The following is a 14,279-nucleotide window of genomic DNA, read 5'->3' as shown; positions in this document are numbered from 1 at the left end:
CCGCTCTTCAACAGGGAAATATGCTACTATGGGAATTTTTAAAAAGGACGGTGTAGCAGTATGTACGATTGCCTTATAGTTGGAGGCGGTATTGCCGGTCTGCAGGCGGCGATTCAGCTCGGACGTTATAATCATAAAACAATGGTGCTTGATGCAGGAGATGGACGGTCGGCATTATGCCAGAGCTATCATAATATCCTGGGCTACCCGGATGGTGTAAGCGGGCCACAGTTACGGGAAATCGGCCGAAAACAGGCTGCTCAATATGGCGTCGAGTTTGTGATTGGTAAAGCCGAAGCTGCACGAAAGACAGGTTCCAGTTTTGAAGTCAAGGCGGAGAGCGGGGACACTTACGAAGCGAAGACATTGCTTCTGGCCACAGGAGTCATGGACCGGATTCCTCCTTTCCCAGAGCTGATGCCGACTCTTGGAATCAGTGTGTATATCTGTCCTGATTGCGATGGACATGAAGTGAAAGACAAGTCGACAATTGTGATGGGATCAGGTAATCCTGGTGCGAACATGGCACTGACCCTGAGTTATTTTACCGATAAACTCACGTATGTGAATCATGAAAACAAAGAAGTGGACGAGGATGTGATGTCCGCCATGAAAGATAAGGGAATTAAGTATGTTGAAGGGCCGATTGAAAAGGTGTTGGCGGATGGTCCAGACTTCAGAGGGGTTGTGCTCGCGAACGGTGAGGAGCTGACTTCAGAACGCGGCTTCATGGCCTTTGGCGGGAATGAAGTAAAGTCGCAGCTTGCGCAACAGCTTGGCGTCGATCTTCATAAAAACAAGCATGTATTAGTGGACCCGAGGACGAAAATGACCAATGTCGAAAACGTCTGGGCCGCAGGCGACCTTGTAGCCCATTCCGAGCAGACCACCATCGCAATGGGAGACGGCATGCAGGCCAGCATCTGGATCCATAAGACACTTTTAGCGGACAAGGGATAATTTGCTGTTATGAGGTAGTTTTATCCTTTTGAAGTAATCTTTTCCTGTTGGACGTAGATATTTCCGGTTTGGAGCGAGGTATTCTCGATTAGGGTAGGATATCTCCAGTTGGGAACAAGATATCTCCAGTTGTGCGTGGGATATCTCCAGTTGTGAGCGGGATTTCTCCAGTTGGGCGCAGGATATATCCAGTTGTGAGTAGAATTCTCAGGTTGTAAGCAAAATATCTCCGGTTAGGAGCAAGATATTCCCGGTAGGAACCAATTTAATACCGGTTGAGACCACTTTATTCCCGGTTGGTAGCAATATAATACCGGTTGGATTGATCTTTCTCCCGGTTTAAAAAATGCGTTTCTAAAAAGAAAGCCGCCACTCAAACATGAATGGCGGCTTCGTTTTATTCCAGATCGACTTTTTCCAGCGGCAGTTCGGCAGGGCCGTCGATAACATCTCCTTTATAGGAGAAGCGTGAGCCGTGGCATGGGCAATCCCAGGTGCGATCGCCGTTGTTCCACTTAAGCTCGCAGCCCATGTGGGTGCAGGTGGTATCGACGACGTGCAGCTGGCCGTTTTCATCGCGATACGCTCCTGCACGTTTGCCGTTGACTGTTACGGCAGCACCTTCGTCATGAGCAAGGCTCTCGGGATTGGTTGATGGTCGCTCCAGTTTTCCTTTAACCAGTTCCTTTGCGACGGTGGCATTGTCAGCAACGAATGTCGCCACATCCGGTTTTGCATGGAATCTTTGCGGTTCGAAAACGTCCACATACGGATTGCCTTTCCTTAGGACAAGATCGGACATGAGCAGCGCGGCATTAATGCCGTTGCTCATTCCCCACTTCCGGTAGCCTGTGGCAACAAAGATATTATCCGTGCTTGACGAGTATTTGCCGACGAAAGGGATTTTATCAAGTGTAGTCGGGTCCTGCGCGCTCCAGCGGAATGGAATTTCCTTTACGCCGAACGTTTGGGCAGCGAACGCTTCAAGGGCCTCATAATACTGGTGCGTATTATCATCCTGTCCGGTAATATGGCTGTCTCCGCCAAACAGCACCAGCTTTTCGCCATTCCAGTCTGTATAACGCAGGGAGCGGGATGGTGTCTCGGCATTGATGTACATGCCGCCCGGGAATTCTTTTTCTGTCTTAACAGCGAGCACATAGGAACGATGGACCTGCATCCTTGAAAAATAGAACCCTTTTAGATCGTAAAATGGGAAGTGGGTGCTTATGATCATCTGATTGCAGTGCACCTTATGCCCGTCCCTGGTGGTCACGACTGGCTCAGAGCCTTCCTCCATATCGACTGCGGTTGTATTTTCATAAATCTGGCCGCCCATTTCTGTAAAACGCTCCACAAGATGCTTCAAAAATTTCAGCGGGTGAAACTGGGCCTGGTTCCTCATGACAATCGCTGCCATCGCGTCGACCGGAATCGGCACCTCGGAAACATATTCACTGCCCACCACGCCCAGTTTTTCATAGGCTTTGAATTCCTTCAGCAGCTTTTCCATTTCCTTATCGGAATTGGTATATAAATAGGCATCTTCTTCGGAAAAATCGCAATCGATCTGTTGTTCTTTTACAAGACTTTTGACAAATTGCATCGCGTCATAGTTGGCCTGGTAGTAGAGACGTGCCTGATCCTCACCAAAGTGGCTGATGAGCTCGTCATAAATCATCCCATGCTGCGCGGTCACCTTTGCGGTTGTATGCCCGGTTGTCCCGTTCAAAATGCTGCCAGCTTCGATTACCGCGACTTTCGCGCCAGCCTTCGCCAGCAGGTAGGCAGAGGTCAAGCCAGTGATCCCGCCCCCAATAATCGCAACGTCTGTCTTCAGGTCCTCCTGCAGCTTCGGAAAAGAAGGCAGTTCAGCTGTTTTGCGCCAGTAGGGCTCAGGGAAACGAGGCAGCTTTGAAGTATAATCGTTCATCAACAATCCTCCTTAAAAGTCTTCATAGTATCTAATTTTTCCTGTTTTAGTGAGAATCATGCTATTTTTCCTTTTACCCCCTAAAAATATGGATAGACAAGTTTTTACCAAATTGAGCGAATTGGCCAGGATTGCGGGTGCAGCATGATAAAATAAAAAATAAAAAGTTACGGAGGCCAATATGGAAATCGCAGTTTTTGGGACAGGCTATGTTGGCCTTGTCACTGGTGTTTGTTTTGCTGAAATCGGCTGCAATGTCACTTGTTTTGATATCGATGAAGATAAAATCACTGCCCTTTCTGAAGGGAAGTGTCCGATTTATGAGCCAGGTCTTGAGGAGATGCTGAGAAGGAATCTTGCAGAGGGCCGGCTTTATTTTACAAAGAATTCAAAAACCGCCTGCAAAAAGGCTGATTATATTTTTATCGCTGTCGGAACGCCTGAAAATGAAGACGGGTCAGCGAACCTTGAGTATCTGGATGCCGCGATTGCCGAGATTGGCAAGAGCTTGGACAGGGATGCAGTCATTGTCATCAAAAGCACGGTGCCTGTAGGGACCAATGAACGCGTCCGGGAAAGTCTGAAGGCGATTATACCGAGTGAACTGCGGGCAACCGTCGTTTCAAATCCCGAGTTCCTCCGCGAGGGCTCGGGCATCCTTGATACCTTCCACGCGGACCGGATTGTCATCGGTGCAGATGATCATGAGGCCGGCCGCGCGGTGGCAAAGCTGTATGGACCATTTGGCAGGCCGGTAGTGCAGACGGATGTCCGAAGTGCGGAGCTCATCAAGTATGCATCCAATGCGTTCCTGGCGACGAAAATCAGTTTTATCAATGAAATCGCGAATTTATGTGAACATACGGGTGCCAATATCGAGGATGTGGCAAAGGGAATGGGCATGGACCATCGGATTGGCAGCCAGTTTTTAAACGCAGGGATTGGCTATGGAGGATCCTGTTTCCCGAAGGATACGAAGGCGCTGGAAAAACTGACGGAGTACTACGATTATGATTTTAAAATCCTGCGGTCCGTCATTGAGGTGAACAGCAGGCAGAAACAGCAGCTTTTTTATAAAGCGAAGGAGCTGTTTGGGAGTCTTCAGGGGAAAAGGGTGGCTGTGCTGGGCCTTGCTTTCAAGCCGCATACCGATGATATCCGCGAGGCGCCCGCCATTGAGCTGATTACCAGGCTGTTGGACGAACAGGCGGATATCTCTGTCTATGACCCGGCTGCTTTAGGCCAAGTCTCAGATATTTTTGGCAGCAAGCTTTATTATGCTGAAAAGGCCGACACTGCCATCAAAGGAGCGGATGCGGTGTTCATCATGACCGAATGGCCGCAAATTAAGGAGTATGAATTAACGCGGTATCCATTATTGATGCGGCAGCCTATCATTTTTGACGGACGGAATTGCTATAGCCTGGACCAGGCAGAAGCAACTGGACTGACGTATTTTTCGATCGGCAGGAAGGCAATAAATGTTCACGACAGCCTGAAGAGTTTCAAGCGTTGATGGTCATTGTGCCTGACTGGCAGGATAAGGTAAAATGAACCTAAATACCTCAGTTTGGGAGGGACCAGGATGGCTAAGGTTAAAACGAATGCAATGCGGATCCTTGATAAACAGAAAATGCCGTATGAAATTCTTACTTATGATGCGAATGATGGCAAGATAGACGGTGTTACGGTTGCCGGCAAGATCGGCCGCGATACCGCACAGGTCTACAAGACGCTTGTGTCAGTAGGGGCAAGCAAGAATTTATATGTCTTTGTCATTCCGGTTGAAGAGGAGCTGGACCTGAAAAAGGCGGCAAAGGAAGCTGGCGAGAAGAAAGTGGAAATGCTGCCGGTCAAGGACATCCAGAAATTCACCGGTTATATCCGCGGCGGCTGCTCACCGATTGGCATGAAAAAGAACTATCCAACTTTCTTAGATGAGAGCGCACGAGAGCTTGAAACCATCATCGTCAGTGCCGGGAAAATCGGTTTCCAGGTCGAGCTGGCACCAGATCAGCTGATTCAGGCAACTGATGGGGAATATGCCAATCTGGTAACGGTCAAAAGAGACTAATCGTGCCAAGATCTGGTGCCGGTTCGGACAGCTTTCAAGGGGAATTCAGAAAAGCTGTCAGAATCAGACCCGAGTTCGGACAGGTTTGCGAGGAATATCGGAAAAGTTGTCTGAAGTAGACCCGAGTTCGGACAGGTTTGCAAGAGAAAGCGGAAAAGTTGTCTGAAGTAAATCAGATTTCCCACACAAAATAGGAAACAGCCTCTGTACGTACGCAGGGGCTGTTTCCTATTTTCCTATTCTATTGTTTTTCAGCCGCATTGATCTTGATTTCCAGGCTGGCGATTTGTGATTGATAGAGTTCTTCGTAGTTTTTTGAAGTGTCATAGGCGATTTCAATTTCTGGCGCGTCAGGTTTTTCTTTTATCACATCGGCTTTGAGTGTGTCGTAAATCTGCTGTGTCAGCAGTTTTTCGGTGAAGTAGTTGTTCAGCCGGTTTTTATATGCATCGGATGGGAATTCAGAGATCAGCAGTGATGCTACTTCATTCTGTTTGGCTTTGGCAGTGAACTCTTCCACTGTTTTCGCGACAGCTGCACTTTCAACATCCAGTCCTTTTTCCCTCGCAAGCAGGTACATTGCGTGCTGTTCGATCATTTTTGATAGATTCACATGGAAGTTATCGTGATACTTGAGCTGCTCATCCCAGTAAGCCAATTTTTCCTTCAAGTTTTCGCCTTCGAGATTCTTTTCATCAACAGAGCGGTTCAGCTGGATGTCGACCTTGTTCATCAGCTGGTAAAATTGCAGGTCCTCATAGGAAAGGACCTTGCCGCTAATGGTGACGACTTTGTCTTCGGCAGTGAAGCCGTCGCTTTGGGCAGACTTGCTTTTTTCAGTATGGCTTTTAGCACCAGTCTGGCTTTCGGCACCAGCGCGGCTCTCAGCTTCAGGCTGTTTTTCATCCTGCTGGCAGGCGGCTAGCCCAAAGCTGATGATGAGCAGGCTGAGCAAAGTAAAAAGTATGCGTTTCATCGTCGTCATTCCTTTTCCACTTCGAATGTAATCACATGTTCAAAAGCTGAGCCATCTGCTTCGCCTTCGATATTGGCGATCCATTCTCCGGCCATCGGCAGTTCGACACTGGATTCATAGATCCCATTTCCCTTATCCTCGAAATTCAGTTCGAGTGTGCCATGGTCCATTTTGGCCATCTCAAGATAGGCAGTGAATTCGAGGCCGGAAGCGGGCTCACCATTCTGTAGGATCTCAATCACGACGGGAAAACTTTCACCACCTTTATATTTCGGTGCTTCCTTTAAACTGACCTCAAAATCAGACCCTGATCCGCAACCGGCAAGAACCAACATCAGCAACAGGAAGCCTGCGATCAATTTTTTCATTTGTAATCCGCTCCTTTTAAATGTTCATTCAGGAATTCATCAACTGTGTATTTGGTCATTTCGCCATTTTCCAAAAAAGCGACATGTGTACAGATTTGCTTTATTTCATCCATATGGTGTGAGGCCATGAAAATCGTTTTTCCAGACAAGGATTTCAAAATTTGCAGGATTTCCTCACGCCCAAGTGGATCGAGTCCGCTCGTCGGTTCATCGAGGATCAGCACCTCTGTATCGTAATAGAGCATGACGCACAGTCCGAGGCGCTGGAGCATCCCTTTGGAATAGCCCTTTATCTGGTTATGGCGATCCTCCCACAAGGACACAAGTTTGAGCTTCTCTTCGATTTTCTTTTCATCGACCTCACCGGTTCCAAGCGATGCGAAAAACCGCATATTTTCTTCACCAGTCAGGTGAGGGTAGAGGTGAAATTTTTCCGGTAGATAAGAAACGATCTTCTTCCAATCTCCTTTTGAATTTGGAAATCCCCCAAGCGTGATCGAGCCTTTTTTTACCGGCTGTAAACCGAGAATCGATCGGATCAAAGTGGATTTTCCGGCACCGTTTCGCCCAACCAGGGCACAGTATTCATTTTTCTCGACTGTCAGGTTGATATCTTTCAAGACTTGTTTGTTTTTATAGGATTGTGAGAGATTCTTGATTTCAATCATGATTTTTCCCCCTTGCTGCGGAACAGGATGGAAAGGCCGAAGAAGGTGATCATCCAGAAGGCCAGGTCGATCAACAGAAACTTCGATGGTGCCATCCAGATCATTTTTTCCATCAGGCGTGACATATTGTTCAGCGAGAACAGGCCGAGTGATGTTTCCAGGTAAAAGCGCAATGTGTGCAGCGGGTCCAGGAAGTAGAGCCACGAGAACAGTTTGACATTTTCATAGGAAACGGACGGGACATACTGGATGAAGGCCAGGTCAATCAGGAACACGAACAGGAACCAGGTGAAAATCGTCGCTCCGATCAGCTGCATCTTCGTGTTTGTGATGTTCCCTAGGAACAGGCCCAGTTGGTTGAAAATCAGCAGTAACACGACAACTGTCCAGATAAAATAGAGAAAGCTGGCAATCTCGAATTGCAGGAACATTTTCATCACGATGGCAAGCACGAAGTACCAGCCAACAAACACGCCGACGACGACGGTTTGGATCGCGATGCTTTTTTTCAGCATCAGGCTGAAGTTCGATTCCTTTTTCGTCAACAGGATCATCGACGTTTTCAGCTCTTTTTCCTGGAAGATTGAAAATGACGAAATGAACAGCGCGAAGATTGGCACCAGGTATATATTCATGTCATAGAGCGAGAGAAGAAAAGCGTCAAATCCGAGTTCAGCTGGATAGGAGCGTGCTTCCATCAACAGGAAGATGGAAGAGAGCATGACCATGGCCAGGCCGAGCCAGAGGCCTTTCCCGCGTGACTGTTCAAGCCATTCCTTCCAAATGTAATTCATGATGAACGCCTCCTTCTCTTCTTGGTAAATATCCACCCGAGAATTGCAATTGCAGCAATGACCAATAGCTTCCATGATTCAGATTCCTTCTTCGCTTCAATCAGCGGGAATTCGTCCACGACCATGACTTTCTGGGTGCTTAAGACTTCATTGATTTTTTCATAGATTGTGATGGCCGGACTTTTTAAAAATAAGTAGGCCAGCTCATTTTCTTCTACCAGCTTGTAAAGCGATGATTTATATTCAACAGGGGAGTCGCCGATCTGGTTCTGGTCCAGGTCGAGGACAGATAGCTCTGTGCCCCAGTAGTTGCCCGCCCCGTTTTGATTCCATTGGTTAATTGATTCTGCGCCAATCGTCAGGACATTGGCGACATTTTGCTTGAAATGATTTTTCGTGAATACCTGCGATGTCGAAGTCGTCCATAGTTCGACGCCGATGTCATTGTGGAAAAACTTGTTTCCCTCAATCCTGTTCTGTGTGGATTGCTCCAGGTAGATTCCGCGCTGGTTCAGGTAAAATTCATTGTCCAGGACGGTATTGCTTGTGCTCGTCTGGATGATGAGCCCGAATGAACGCGATCCCTGGTTGAAGGAAAACTGATTCTCCTTCAGCAGGATGTTCTGGGAGTGCATAATGGCTGCTCCACCGGTATTTTTATTGAAACGATTTCTGTAAAAAACATTATCATTAGAGTACATATAGTGCAGGCCGTACCTTGTTTCGCTTACAAAATTATTGCGGATTTCGTTTTTATCGGCGTATTCGACATAAATGCCGTCGCGTGTATTGGAGATCGTAGAGTCTTCAATAATATTATTGGAGGTGCGTACAAGCTGGATGCCGTTTCCCTGGCTGCCAAGCTTTCCTGTGCCCTGTCCGGTGACTTTGATATTTTTTACGAGTGTATGCTTTGAACTATTAATATAGAGTCCATGGTAAACATCGTGGATAACTAGATTAATAAACTGGTTGTGCTCTCCCATCGTGCGGATCCCCGAATATTCCTCATCGGAGCTCCTGTTCAGGCTGCCGTGTTCAATCGTTAAGTTTTTCAACGTAACATTCGAAGCTTTGATCAGGACGACATTTCCTTTCGCGTCACCGCGGATAGTTGTGCCCTTTTTTCCTATGATCATGATTGGTTTCGTGATTTCGATATTGCCATCGTATTGCTTGTTCTCTAAAATCAATTCGCCGTTTATTGGAGTTTCATCAATCAGCTGCTGCAGGGAGGCATCTGCCGAGACAGGCAGGGTGGATAAAATCCAGACGCCTATCCCAACAAAAAGAATCAATAGCCTGTTCATCTCCGGCGCTCCAGCCAGAACGGCAGAAGGGTAAGGAGGAAGGCTGCCCCGAGCAGGAATGAACCTGTCGTGAAATAACTGTGTGTTACAAAATTCGCAAGGATGTTTTCTCCAATGATCGGCGGTACGAACGGGTCGAGCTCAATTGGTGCCTTCGGGTCAAGCTCAGTGCCGAACTTCGTCAGCCAGCGGTGCATGTCATAGATGCCGACGGCGCCGCCAACAGCGAGCAGTCCAATTGGAAAATAAAGCAGGCTTTTCCTTCTGAATAAAGCAATGATAATGAAAAGGATTGCCATCCCAATGATCAGGCCGGGCAGGTATTGAAGCTCTGGAAAGCTTTCATTGCTGAAGGGAGACATGCCAATATAATGGTTCAGGCCGTTGACGATATCGATGTCGCCGTCAAGCTTGCTTGGATAAACGACAATATCAAGACCTTCAGGATACTGTGGTGCAAAAAATTTCATCCCCCACCAGGGGAATTTGATAGAGGCAAATAGGAATGCTGCAGCCCCGATAAGACTAGCCATAGAACCAGCAGATATTTTCTTTGCCATCTGAATCATCTCCTAAAAGAAATGCGCATTTGGTCATTTCTTGATTTACAATTCTTTGTAAAAGGGAGAAAGGGTATCGGCAAATACTCAATACCCTTTTCCGCCTTCAGTTCCAGCTGTTACTTCGGTTCAACCAGCAGGTAGCCGCTCATTTCCTGGTGAAGAGCTGAACAGAAGTTTGTGCAGTAAATTGGGAATGTACCGGCTTTGTCAGCGGTAAATTCAATGGTGCTCGTCTGGCCTGGCTGGACTTCATAGTTCAGGTCATGGTCCATGATGCCGAAGCCGTGGGTGATATCCTGGTCAAGGTCGATGTTCGTCAGGTGGATGATGACCTTGTCACCCTGGTTAACCTTGATTTCATCAGGACGCTTCGCCTTTGCATCGAAGACAAACTTGGAACGCATTGCGATTCCGTATACATGGACTTCGTTGCCCTTGCGTTCGATTCGTGTATCTTCCTGTTTCCAAACAGAATTTTCGCGGTTTACATCCTTTTCATAAATCTTCAGCGTCTTGATCTTATCGCGGTGGATCGTCTGCGCATAGTGCGGTTCAGGATCGACCGGAGCTGTGTAAGTCAGAGACATCTTGTCGCCAGAGATATCGATCAATTCCATTGATTCAGGGTGTGAAGGTCCAACAGACAGGAAATTGTCCTTCGCGATTTTATTCAAGGATACGATCCACTTGCCATCCGGAGAGGCTGTGTCACCCTCCGTAGCGGTTGAGTGTCCTGGTGAATAGTGGACAGGTGTACGGTCAATAATTTCACCAGTATCGATTTTCCACTTCACGATCTCGGAAGAAATGAACATCGTATTGTATGCATTGCCTCTGTCGTCAAATTGCGTGTGAAGTGGTCCCAATGCTCCCGGAGGATCAACTTCGCGTTCAACTACTTTGTCGTAAGGTAGGACAGGAATTCCGAATTTCTCTGTTTCAAAATCGCCAGACTTGATGGCTTCGAATGCTTTTTCAAAAGAGAACACTGTCATCAAAGGAGCCAGTTTTCCGGATGCGATGAAGCGTGTTCCGTCTGGGGTGACGTCCACGCCGTGGGGTGATTTTGCGACAGGTACGGCGTAAATGGAACCTTTGTGCTTGCGCGGGTCAATCATCTTCGCGCCGTTGACTTCCTCATACTCTCCTGCTGCTACTTTCTTCTCAAGCTCTTTCCAGTTCAATAATACAATGTAGTCACGGTCATTCTGTGATGCGTTGATTTCGTTATTGGTTGTTGCGAATTCAGTGTTGTAAGTCGTCATGACAATCCAGTCGCCAGACATCTTTTTGCCAGCGTCAGACAAGTCATAGGACCAAGGGGGAAGCATGATCTGGTAAGCAAGGTCAAGGTCCTTCTTCTTCTGGTCAAAAGTGACCATTGACACAACGCCTTTATATTTCTCCTCGAATTCATCAAGAGGAGCATACTCTTTACCAATCGGTACCGAGAAGCGGGTAGGCATCACGATGTATTCTGTATTCTGGGTGACGAATGTGCCGGCGTGAGGTCCGCCCATATTCGGCATTTCCATGATATCTGCGGTGTGGAAAATGCTTAAGTCGACTGCGGCGATCCGGTTGTTGGCGACATCATTCGCAAACAAGAATTTACCGTCATATTCAGCGTTTGTCTCGGAAATCGCCGGGTGGTGGAAATCCCCCCAAGTATACTTGCCAAGCATTTCTTTCGAGTCTTTGTCAAATCCATAACCTGTTGCCGGGTCTGGCGAGAAGACAGGCACCGTGCGGATCTTCCTCATGGAAGGCAGTCCGTATACAAATAGCTGGCCAGAATGTCCGCCTGATGAAAGCATGTAATACTCATCCAGCTCGCCATATGGTACATATACTTTTTCAGCGTTAGACTTGTTTGCGTTGTTGTCACTACTTGCCGTTCCTTTAGGTCCTGGTGAAAAATCAGCGAAAAATACTGTTGCCGCCATGAAACCGGCAAGCAGCCCTGAAGCTGCGGGAACCCATTTTTTCATTAATACTGCACCACCTTTGGTTTATTTTTCTGAAGCTTCCTTCAAAATTTCTACGACTTGATTTATTTCTTCATCTGTCAGCGGGTTGCCGCCGATGACGCCTGACATGACTGCGGAGGTAGGCTCTTTCAAAAATTCATTGACAGGTTTGCCGTGCTTTCCTTCGACATTTTTGAATGCCTGGGACAGGTCCGGTCCGGTTGCTCCGCCTTTTAGGTTCAATGCTTCGACAGAGTGGCAGCCAAGGCAGCCTTTTGATTGCAGGATGCTTTCTTCGCCAGCAGAAGCTGTAGAAGTCTCAGTCGATTTTTTTTCTTCCTTGGCGGGTTCCTCAGCCTTTGGAGACTGATCGACAGCCGTGACTTCTTTTTCCTGCCCATTGCCTTGTGGGATGACGTCGTAGGCTATATAACCAATTCCGAGTCCGAGAACAGCACTTAAGATGAAATGGATGACAGGTTTATTCACTTTCTTCCCCCCTAGATTGATTTACAATTACATCCTAACTTTTTCAAAAAATCGGCAGTGTGATGTACGGCACACATATTTGTGTTTATTGTGAATGATTTGTGAAAGCGCTGTGAGGGGTTGTGAATAACATCACTTGCCCGGGAAATAAAGTTTAAAAATAGACAAAATTACATTTGCAATTGGGCATTCACCCAGCACAAACGCCCTGCATATAGTAAGGGGGAAGCAAAAACTTGCCGTTATGGTCAACGGCTGGAGGGAGTGCGATTATATGGCAGGAAGAATCCTCAACTTTTTCGCCGGCGGCAACACAGCCCGCGGATTTTACAGCTTATATGACTCAAGCTTGCAGGGCTTGTCACGTTTGTTCATATTGAAGGGCGGTCCTGGGACAGGAAAATCATCGCTCATGAAAAAGATCGGGAATGAATGGCAGGAAAAAGGATACGATATTCAATTTCTGCATTGCTCCTCAGATAATAATTCGATTGATGGTGTACTGATTCCTGAACTGAACGTGGGAATTGTCGACGGCACAGCGCCGCATGTCATCGAGCCTAAGGCTCCGGGAGCGGTGGAGGAGTATATCAATCTTGGGGAAGCATGGAATTCCGGGAAGCTGAAGGAGCATAAGAAGACAATCCTGGAGCTGACTGAAAAAATCAGCGGAGCATTCAATACAGCATACAGCCTTTTTGCTGAAGCGCTGAGAATTCATGATGAATGGGAAAAAATTTATATCAAAAATATGGATTTTGAAAAAGCAAACGGTCTGACAAACAGATTGATCGAGAGTTTCTTCGGCGACAGCAGGTCAGCAACGGGAAATGGGCGGGTGTATGACCGGTTTCTTGGTGCCGCAACACCGGTGGGGGCGGTTGATTTTGTCCCGAACCTGACGGAAACAGTAGGAAAAAGATATTTCATCAAAGGACGTCCTGGCTCTGGAAAGTCAACGATGCTGAAGAAATTGGCAGCGGAAGCGCAATCACGCGGGTATGACGTTGAGGTTTACCATTGCGGATTTGATCCCCACAGTCTTGATATGGTGATTGTCCGCGAGCTGGATTTTGCGATTTTTGACAGCACTGCACCGCATGAATATTTTCCCGAAAGAGAAACCGATGAGATCATCGATATGTACGAAGAACTGATCACTCCCGGGACCGATGAGAAGTATGCTGAAGAAATCAAGGATGTCGGCGGACGGTACAAAGAAAAAATGAATGAAGCAATCGCCTCACTGGCACATGCTAAAGAACTGCGCGACCAACTGGAGAGCATCTATATCGGAGCGATGGACTTTGAAATAGTGAATGAAATCACCGGCAAAATCAAAAAAGAATTTGAAAACCTTAGTGCCAATTAGCACCAAACTGGGCGTTTTGCATAGATTACATGGAATACACCAAGAGAGGGGATATGAGTTTGCATAACAACAACTTCTACCCATACGGACCGAACCAGCAATTTGAAGATGATTATGATTGCTATGGAAATGAATATTATCAACAGGAGGACCCAAGAACGTTTGGCGGTTTCCCAGGAGGTCCCGGCGGATTTCCAGGCAGCCCAGGCGGGTTTCCGGGTGGACCTGGCGGGTTTCCAGGCAGTCCAGGAGGACCTGGCGGATTCCCGGGCGGCCCCGGCGGTTCGCCAGGCGGAGGCCAGGCAGGAGGGCCGCCATCGTCGCCACCGCCAGCCTACGTCCCGCAAGAACAGGCGACAGCCTTTGCAGTCGACCCAGGCGGAATCCGGAGGTGCATGTTCCGGTTTACGTACATTTGGCTGATTGATGGCAGAAGCTTCTGGTTCTATCCAGTCTTCCTCGGCCGCAGTTCAGTTGCCGGCTGGAGATGGAGCCGCCGCCGCGGATGGGTATACTACGGTATGGATCTCAGACAGATTCGGTCATTCCAGTGTTAAATAAGAAGAATCGAAAAGAGGAGCGTGTTGCTTCTCTTTTTTGACTGGAAAAAATCGCGGTTTTTTTCCAGTTCGCGGAATTACCTGCGGAGTTCGCGGAATTAATATGGTTTTTCGCGGAATCTGATTCTCTTTTCGCGGAATTCAGTGCCGTTTTTCGCGGAATCCAGTACTGTTTAAGCGAAATGGAGTATTGTTTAAGCAAGATCCGTTACTAATTTCGCGGATTCCGGTTCTGTTTCGCA

The 14,279-nt window shown here is 47.5% G+C and carries 14 protein-coding genes; 5 read left to right on the top strand and 9 right to left on the bottom strand.

Annotated features, from left to right (window positions below; genetic code table 11):
* Positions 1-60: 60 nt before the first annotated feature.
* Positions 61-960 carry an NAD(P)/FAD-dependent oxidoreductase gene (locus J7E38_RS14715; RefSeq protein WP_214705232.1) on the top strand — a complete coding sequence of 300 codons (900 nt, stop codon included), beginning with the start codon at positions 61-63 and terminating at the stop codon, positions 958-960.
* 397 nt (positions 961-1,357) lie between these two features.
* Here the strand turns inward: J7E38_RS14715 and J7E38_RS14710 are convergent, their stop codons facing one another.
* Complete coding sequence (locus tag J7E38_RS14710) at positions 1,358-2,893, bottom strand: FAD-dependent oxidoreductase (RefSeq protein ID WP_214705231.1); 1,536 nt, start codon at positions 2,891-2,893, stop codon at positions 1,358-1,360.
* 181 nt (positions 2,894-3,074) lie between these two features.
* Here J7E38_RS14710 and J7E38_RS14705 point away from each other — a divergent pair, with 181 nt between their 5' ends.
* The gene (locus tag J7E38_RS14705) at positions 3,075-4,409 is read left to right on the top strand and encodes a UDP-glucose dehydrogenase family protein (RefSeq protein ID WP_214705230.1); all 1,335 of its coding nucleotides are present in this window, start codon (positions 3,075-3,077) and stop codon (positions 4,407-4,409) included.
* A 69-nt stretch (positions 4,410-4,478) separates the two neighbouring features.
* Positions 4,479-4,967: a Cys-tRNA(Pro) deacylase gene (gene ybaK / locus J7E38_RS14700; protein ID WP_214705229.1), complete on the top strand. Its 489-nt coding sequence runs from the start codon at positions 4,479-4,481 to the stop codon at positions 4,965-4,967.
* Between the two features lie 241 nt (positions 4,968-5,208).
* Here the strand turns inward: ybaK and J7E38_RS14695 are convergent, their stop codons facing one another.
* The 8 genes from J7E38_RS14695 to J7E38_RS24330 all read right to left on the bottom strand — a co-directional run bounded on the left by J7E38_RS14695 (position 5,209) and on the right by J7E38_RS24330 (position 12,105).
* Positions 5,209-5,943: a hypothetical protein gene (locus J7E38_RS14695; RefSeq protein ID WP_214705228.1), complete on the bottom strand. Its 735-nt coding sequence runs from the start codon at positions 5,941-5,943 to the stop codon at positions 5,209-5,211.
* 5 nt (positions 5,944-5,948) lie between these two features.
* Positions 5,949-6,311, bottom strand: a complete 363-nt coding sequence (locus J7E38_RS14690; protein WP_214705227.1) for a FixH family protein — start codon at positions 6,309-6,311, stop codon at positions 5,949-5,951.
* On the bottom strand, positions 6,308-6,979 hold the full coding sequence (locus J7E38_RS14685; protein ID WP_214705226.1) for an ABC transporter ATP-binding protein: 672 nt from the start codon (positions 6,977-6,979) through the stop codon (positions 6,308-6,310). The genes J7E38_RS14690 and J7E38_RS14685 overlap by 4 nt, the downstream gene beginning before the upstream one ends.
* On the bottom strand, positions 6,976-7,773 hold the full coding sequence (locus J7E38_RS14680) for an ABC transporter permease (protein WP_214705225.1): 798 nt from the start codon (positions 7,771-7,773) through the stop codon (positions 6,976-6,978). The genes J7E38_RS14685 and J7E38_RS14680 overlap by 4 nt, the downstream gene beginning before the upstream one ends.
* On the bottom strand, positions 7,770-9,083 hold the full coding sequence (gene nosD, locus J7E38_RS14675; RefSeq protein ID WP_214705224.1) for a nitrous oxide reductase family maturation protein NosD: 1,314 nt from the start codon (positions 9,081-9,083) through the stop codon (positions 7,770-7,772). The genes J7E38_RS14680 and nosD overlap by 4 nt, the downstream gene beginning before the upstream one ends.
* Positions 9,080-9,643: a hypothetical protein gene (locus tag J7E38_RS14670; protein ID WP_214705223.1), complete on the bottom strand. Its 564-nt coding sequence runs from the start codon at positions 9,641-9,643 to the stop codon at positions 9,080-9,082. Before J7E38_RS14670 ends, nosD begins: the two co-directional genes overlap by 4 nt.
* Before the next feature lie 119 nt (positions 9,644-9,762).
* The gene (gene nosZ / locus J7E38_RS14665; RefSeq protein ID WP_214705222.1) at positions 9,763-11,637 is read right to left on the bottom strand and encodes a Sec-dependent nitrous-oxide reductase; all 1,875 of its coding nucleotides are present in this window, start codon (positions 11,635-11,637) and stop codon (positions 9,763-9,765) included.
* A 21-nt stretch (positions 11,638-11,658) separates the two neighbouring features.
* Complete coding sequence (locus tag J7E38_RS24330) at positions 11,659-12,105, bottom strand: c-type cytochrome (RefSeq protein WP_214705221.1); 447 nt, start codon at positions 12,103-12,105, stop codon at positions 11,659-11,661.
* Between the two features lie 274 nt (positions 12,106-12,379).
* Between J7E38_RS24330 and J7E38_RS14655 the strand changes: the two genes are divergently transcribed.
* Together J7E38_RS14655 and J7E38_RS14650 are read left to right on the top strand one after the other, a co-directional pair.
* Complete coding sequence (locus tag J7E38_RS14655; protein WP_214705220.1) at positions 12,380-13,477, top strand: PRK06851 family protein; 1,098 nt, start codon at positions 12,380-12,382, stop codon at positions 13,475-13,477.
* 59 nt (positions 13,478-13,536) lie between these two features.
* Positions 13,537-14,034, top strand: coding sequence for a hypothetical protein (locus J7E38_RS14650; RefSeq protein ID WP_214705219.1), 498 nt, complete (start codon positions 13,537-13,539; stop codon positions 14,032-14,034).
* Positions 14,035-14,279: the final 245 nt, after the last annotated feature.

Source organism: Bacillus sp. ISL-35, from assembly GCF_018613355.1.
GTDB lineage: Bacteria > Bacillota > Bacilli > Bacillales > Cytobacillaceae > Mesobacillus.
The sequence above is the reverse complement of the archived record's forward strand: the minus strand, read 5'-3'. Positions and strand labels throughout refer to the sequence as shown.

Bases quoted from the DNA above. Each gene is read 5' to 3' on its own strand.
- J7E38_RS14705 (WP_214705230.1), top strand. From the start codon at position 3,075: ATGGAAATCGCAGTTTTTGGGACAGGCTATGTTGGCCTTGTCACTGGT.
- nosZ (WP_214705222.1), bottom strand. From the start codon at position 11,637: ATGAAAAAATGGGTTCCCGCAGCTTCAGGGCTGCTTGCCGGTTTCATG.
- J7E38_RS14710 (WP_214705231.1), bottom strand. From the start codon at position 2,893: ATGAACGATTATACTTCAAAGCTGCCTCGTTTCCCTGAGCCCTACTGG.
- J7E38_RS14680 (WP_214705225.1), bottom strand. From the start codon at position 7,773: ATGAATTACATTTGGAAGGAATGGCTTGAACAGTCACGCGGGAAAGGC.
- J7E38_RS14695 (WP_214705228.1), bottom strand. From the start codon at position 5,943: ATGAAACGCATACTTTTTACTTTGCTCAGCCTGCTCATCATCAGCTTT.
- J7E38_RS14655 (WP_214705220.1), top strand. From the start codon at position 12,380: ATGGCAGGAAGAATCCTCAACTTTTTCGCCGGCGGCAACACAGCCCGC.
- J7E38_RS14715 (WP_214705232.1), top strand. From the start codon at position 61: ATGTACGATTGCCTTATAGTTGGAGGCGGTATTGCCGGTCTGCAGGCG.
- ybaK (WP_214705229.1), top strand. From the start codon at position 4,479: ATGGCTAAGGTTAAAACGAATGCAATGCGGATCCTTGATAAACAGAAA.
- J7E38_RS14690 (WP_214705227.1), bottom strand. From the start codon at position 6,311: ATGAAAAAATTGATCGCAGGCTTCCTGTTGCTGATGTTGGTTCTTGCC.
- J7E38_RS14670 (WP_214705223.1), bottom strand. From the start codon at position 9,643: ATGGCAAAGAAAATATCTGCTGGTTCTATGGCTAGTCTTATCGGGGCT.
- J7E38_RS14685 (WP_214705226.1), bottom strand. From the start codon at position 6,979: ATGATTGAAATCAAGAATCTCTCACAATCCTATAAAAACAAACAAGTC.
- nosD (WP_214705224.1), bottom strand. From the start codon at position 9,083: ATGAACAGGCTATTGATTCTTTTTGTTGGGATAGGCGTCTGGATTTTA.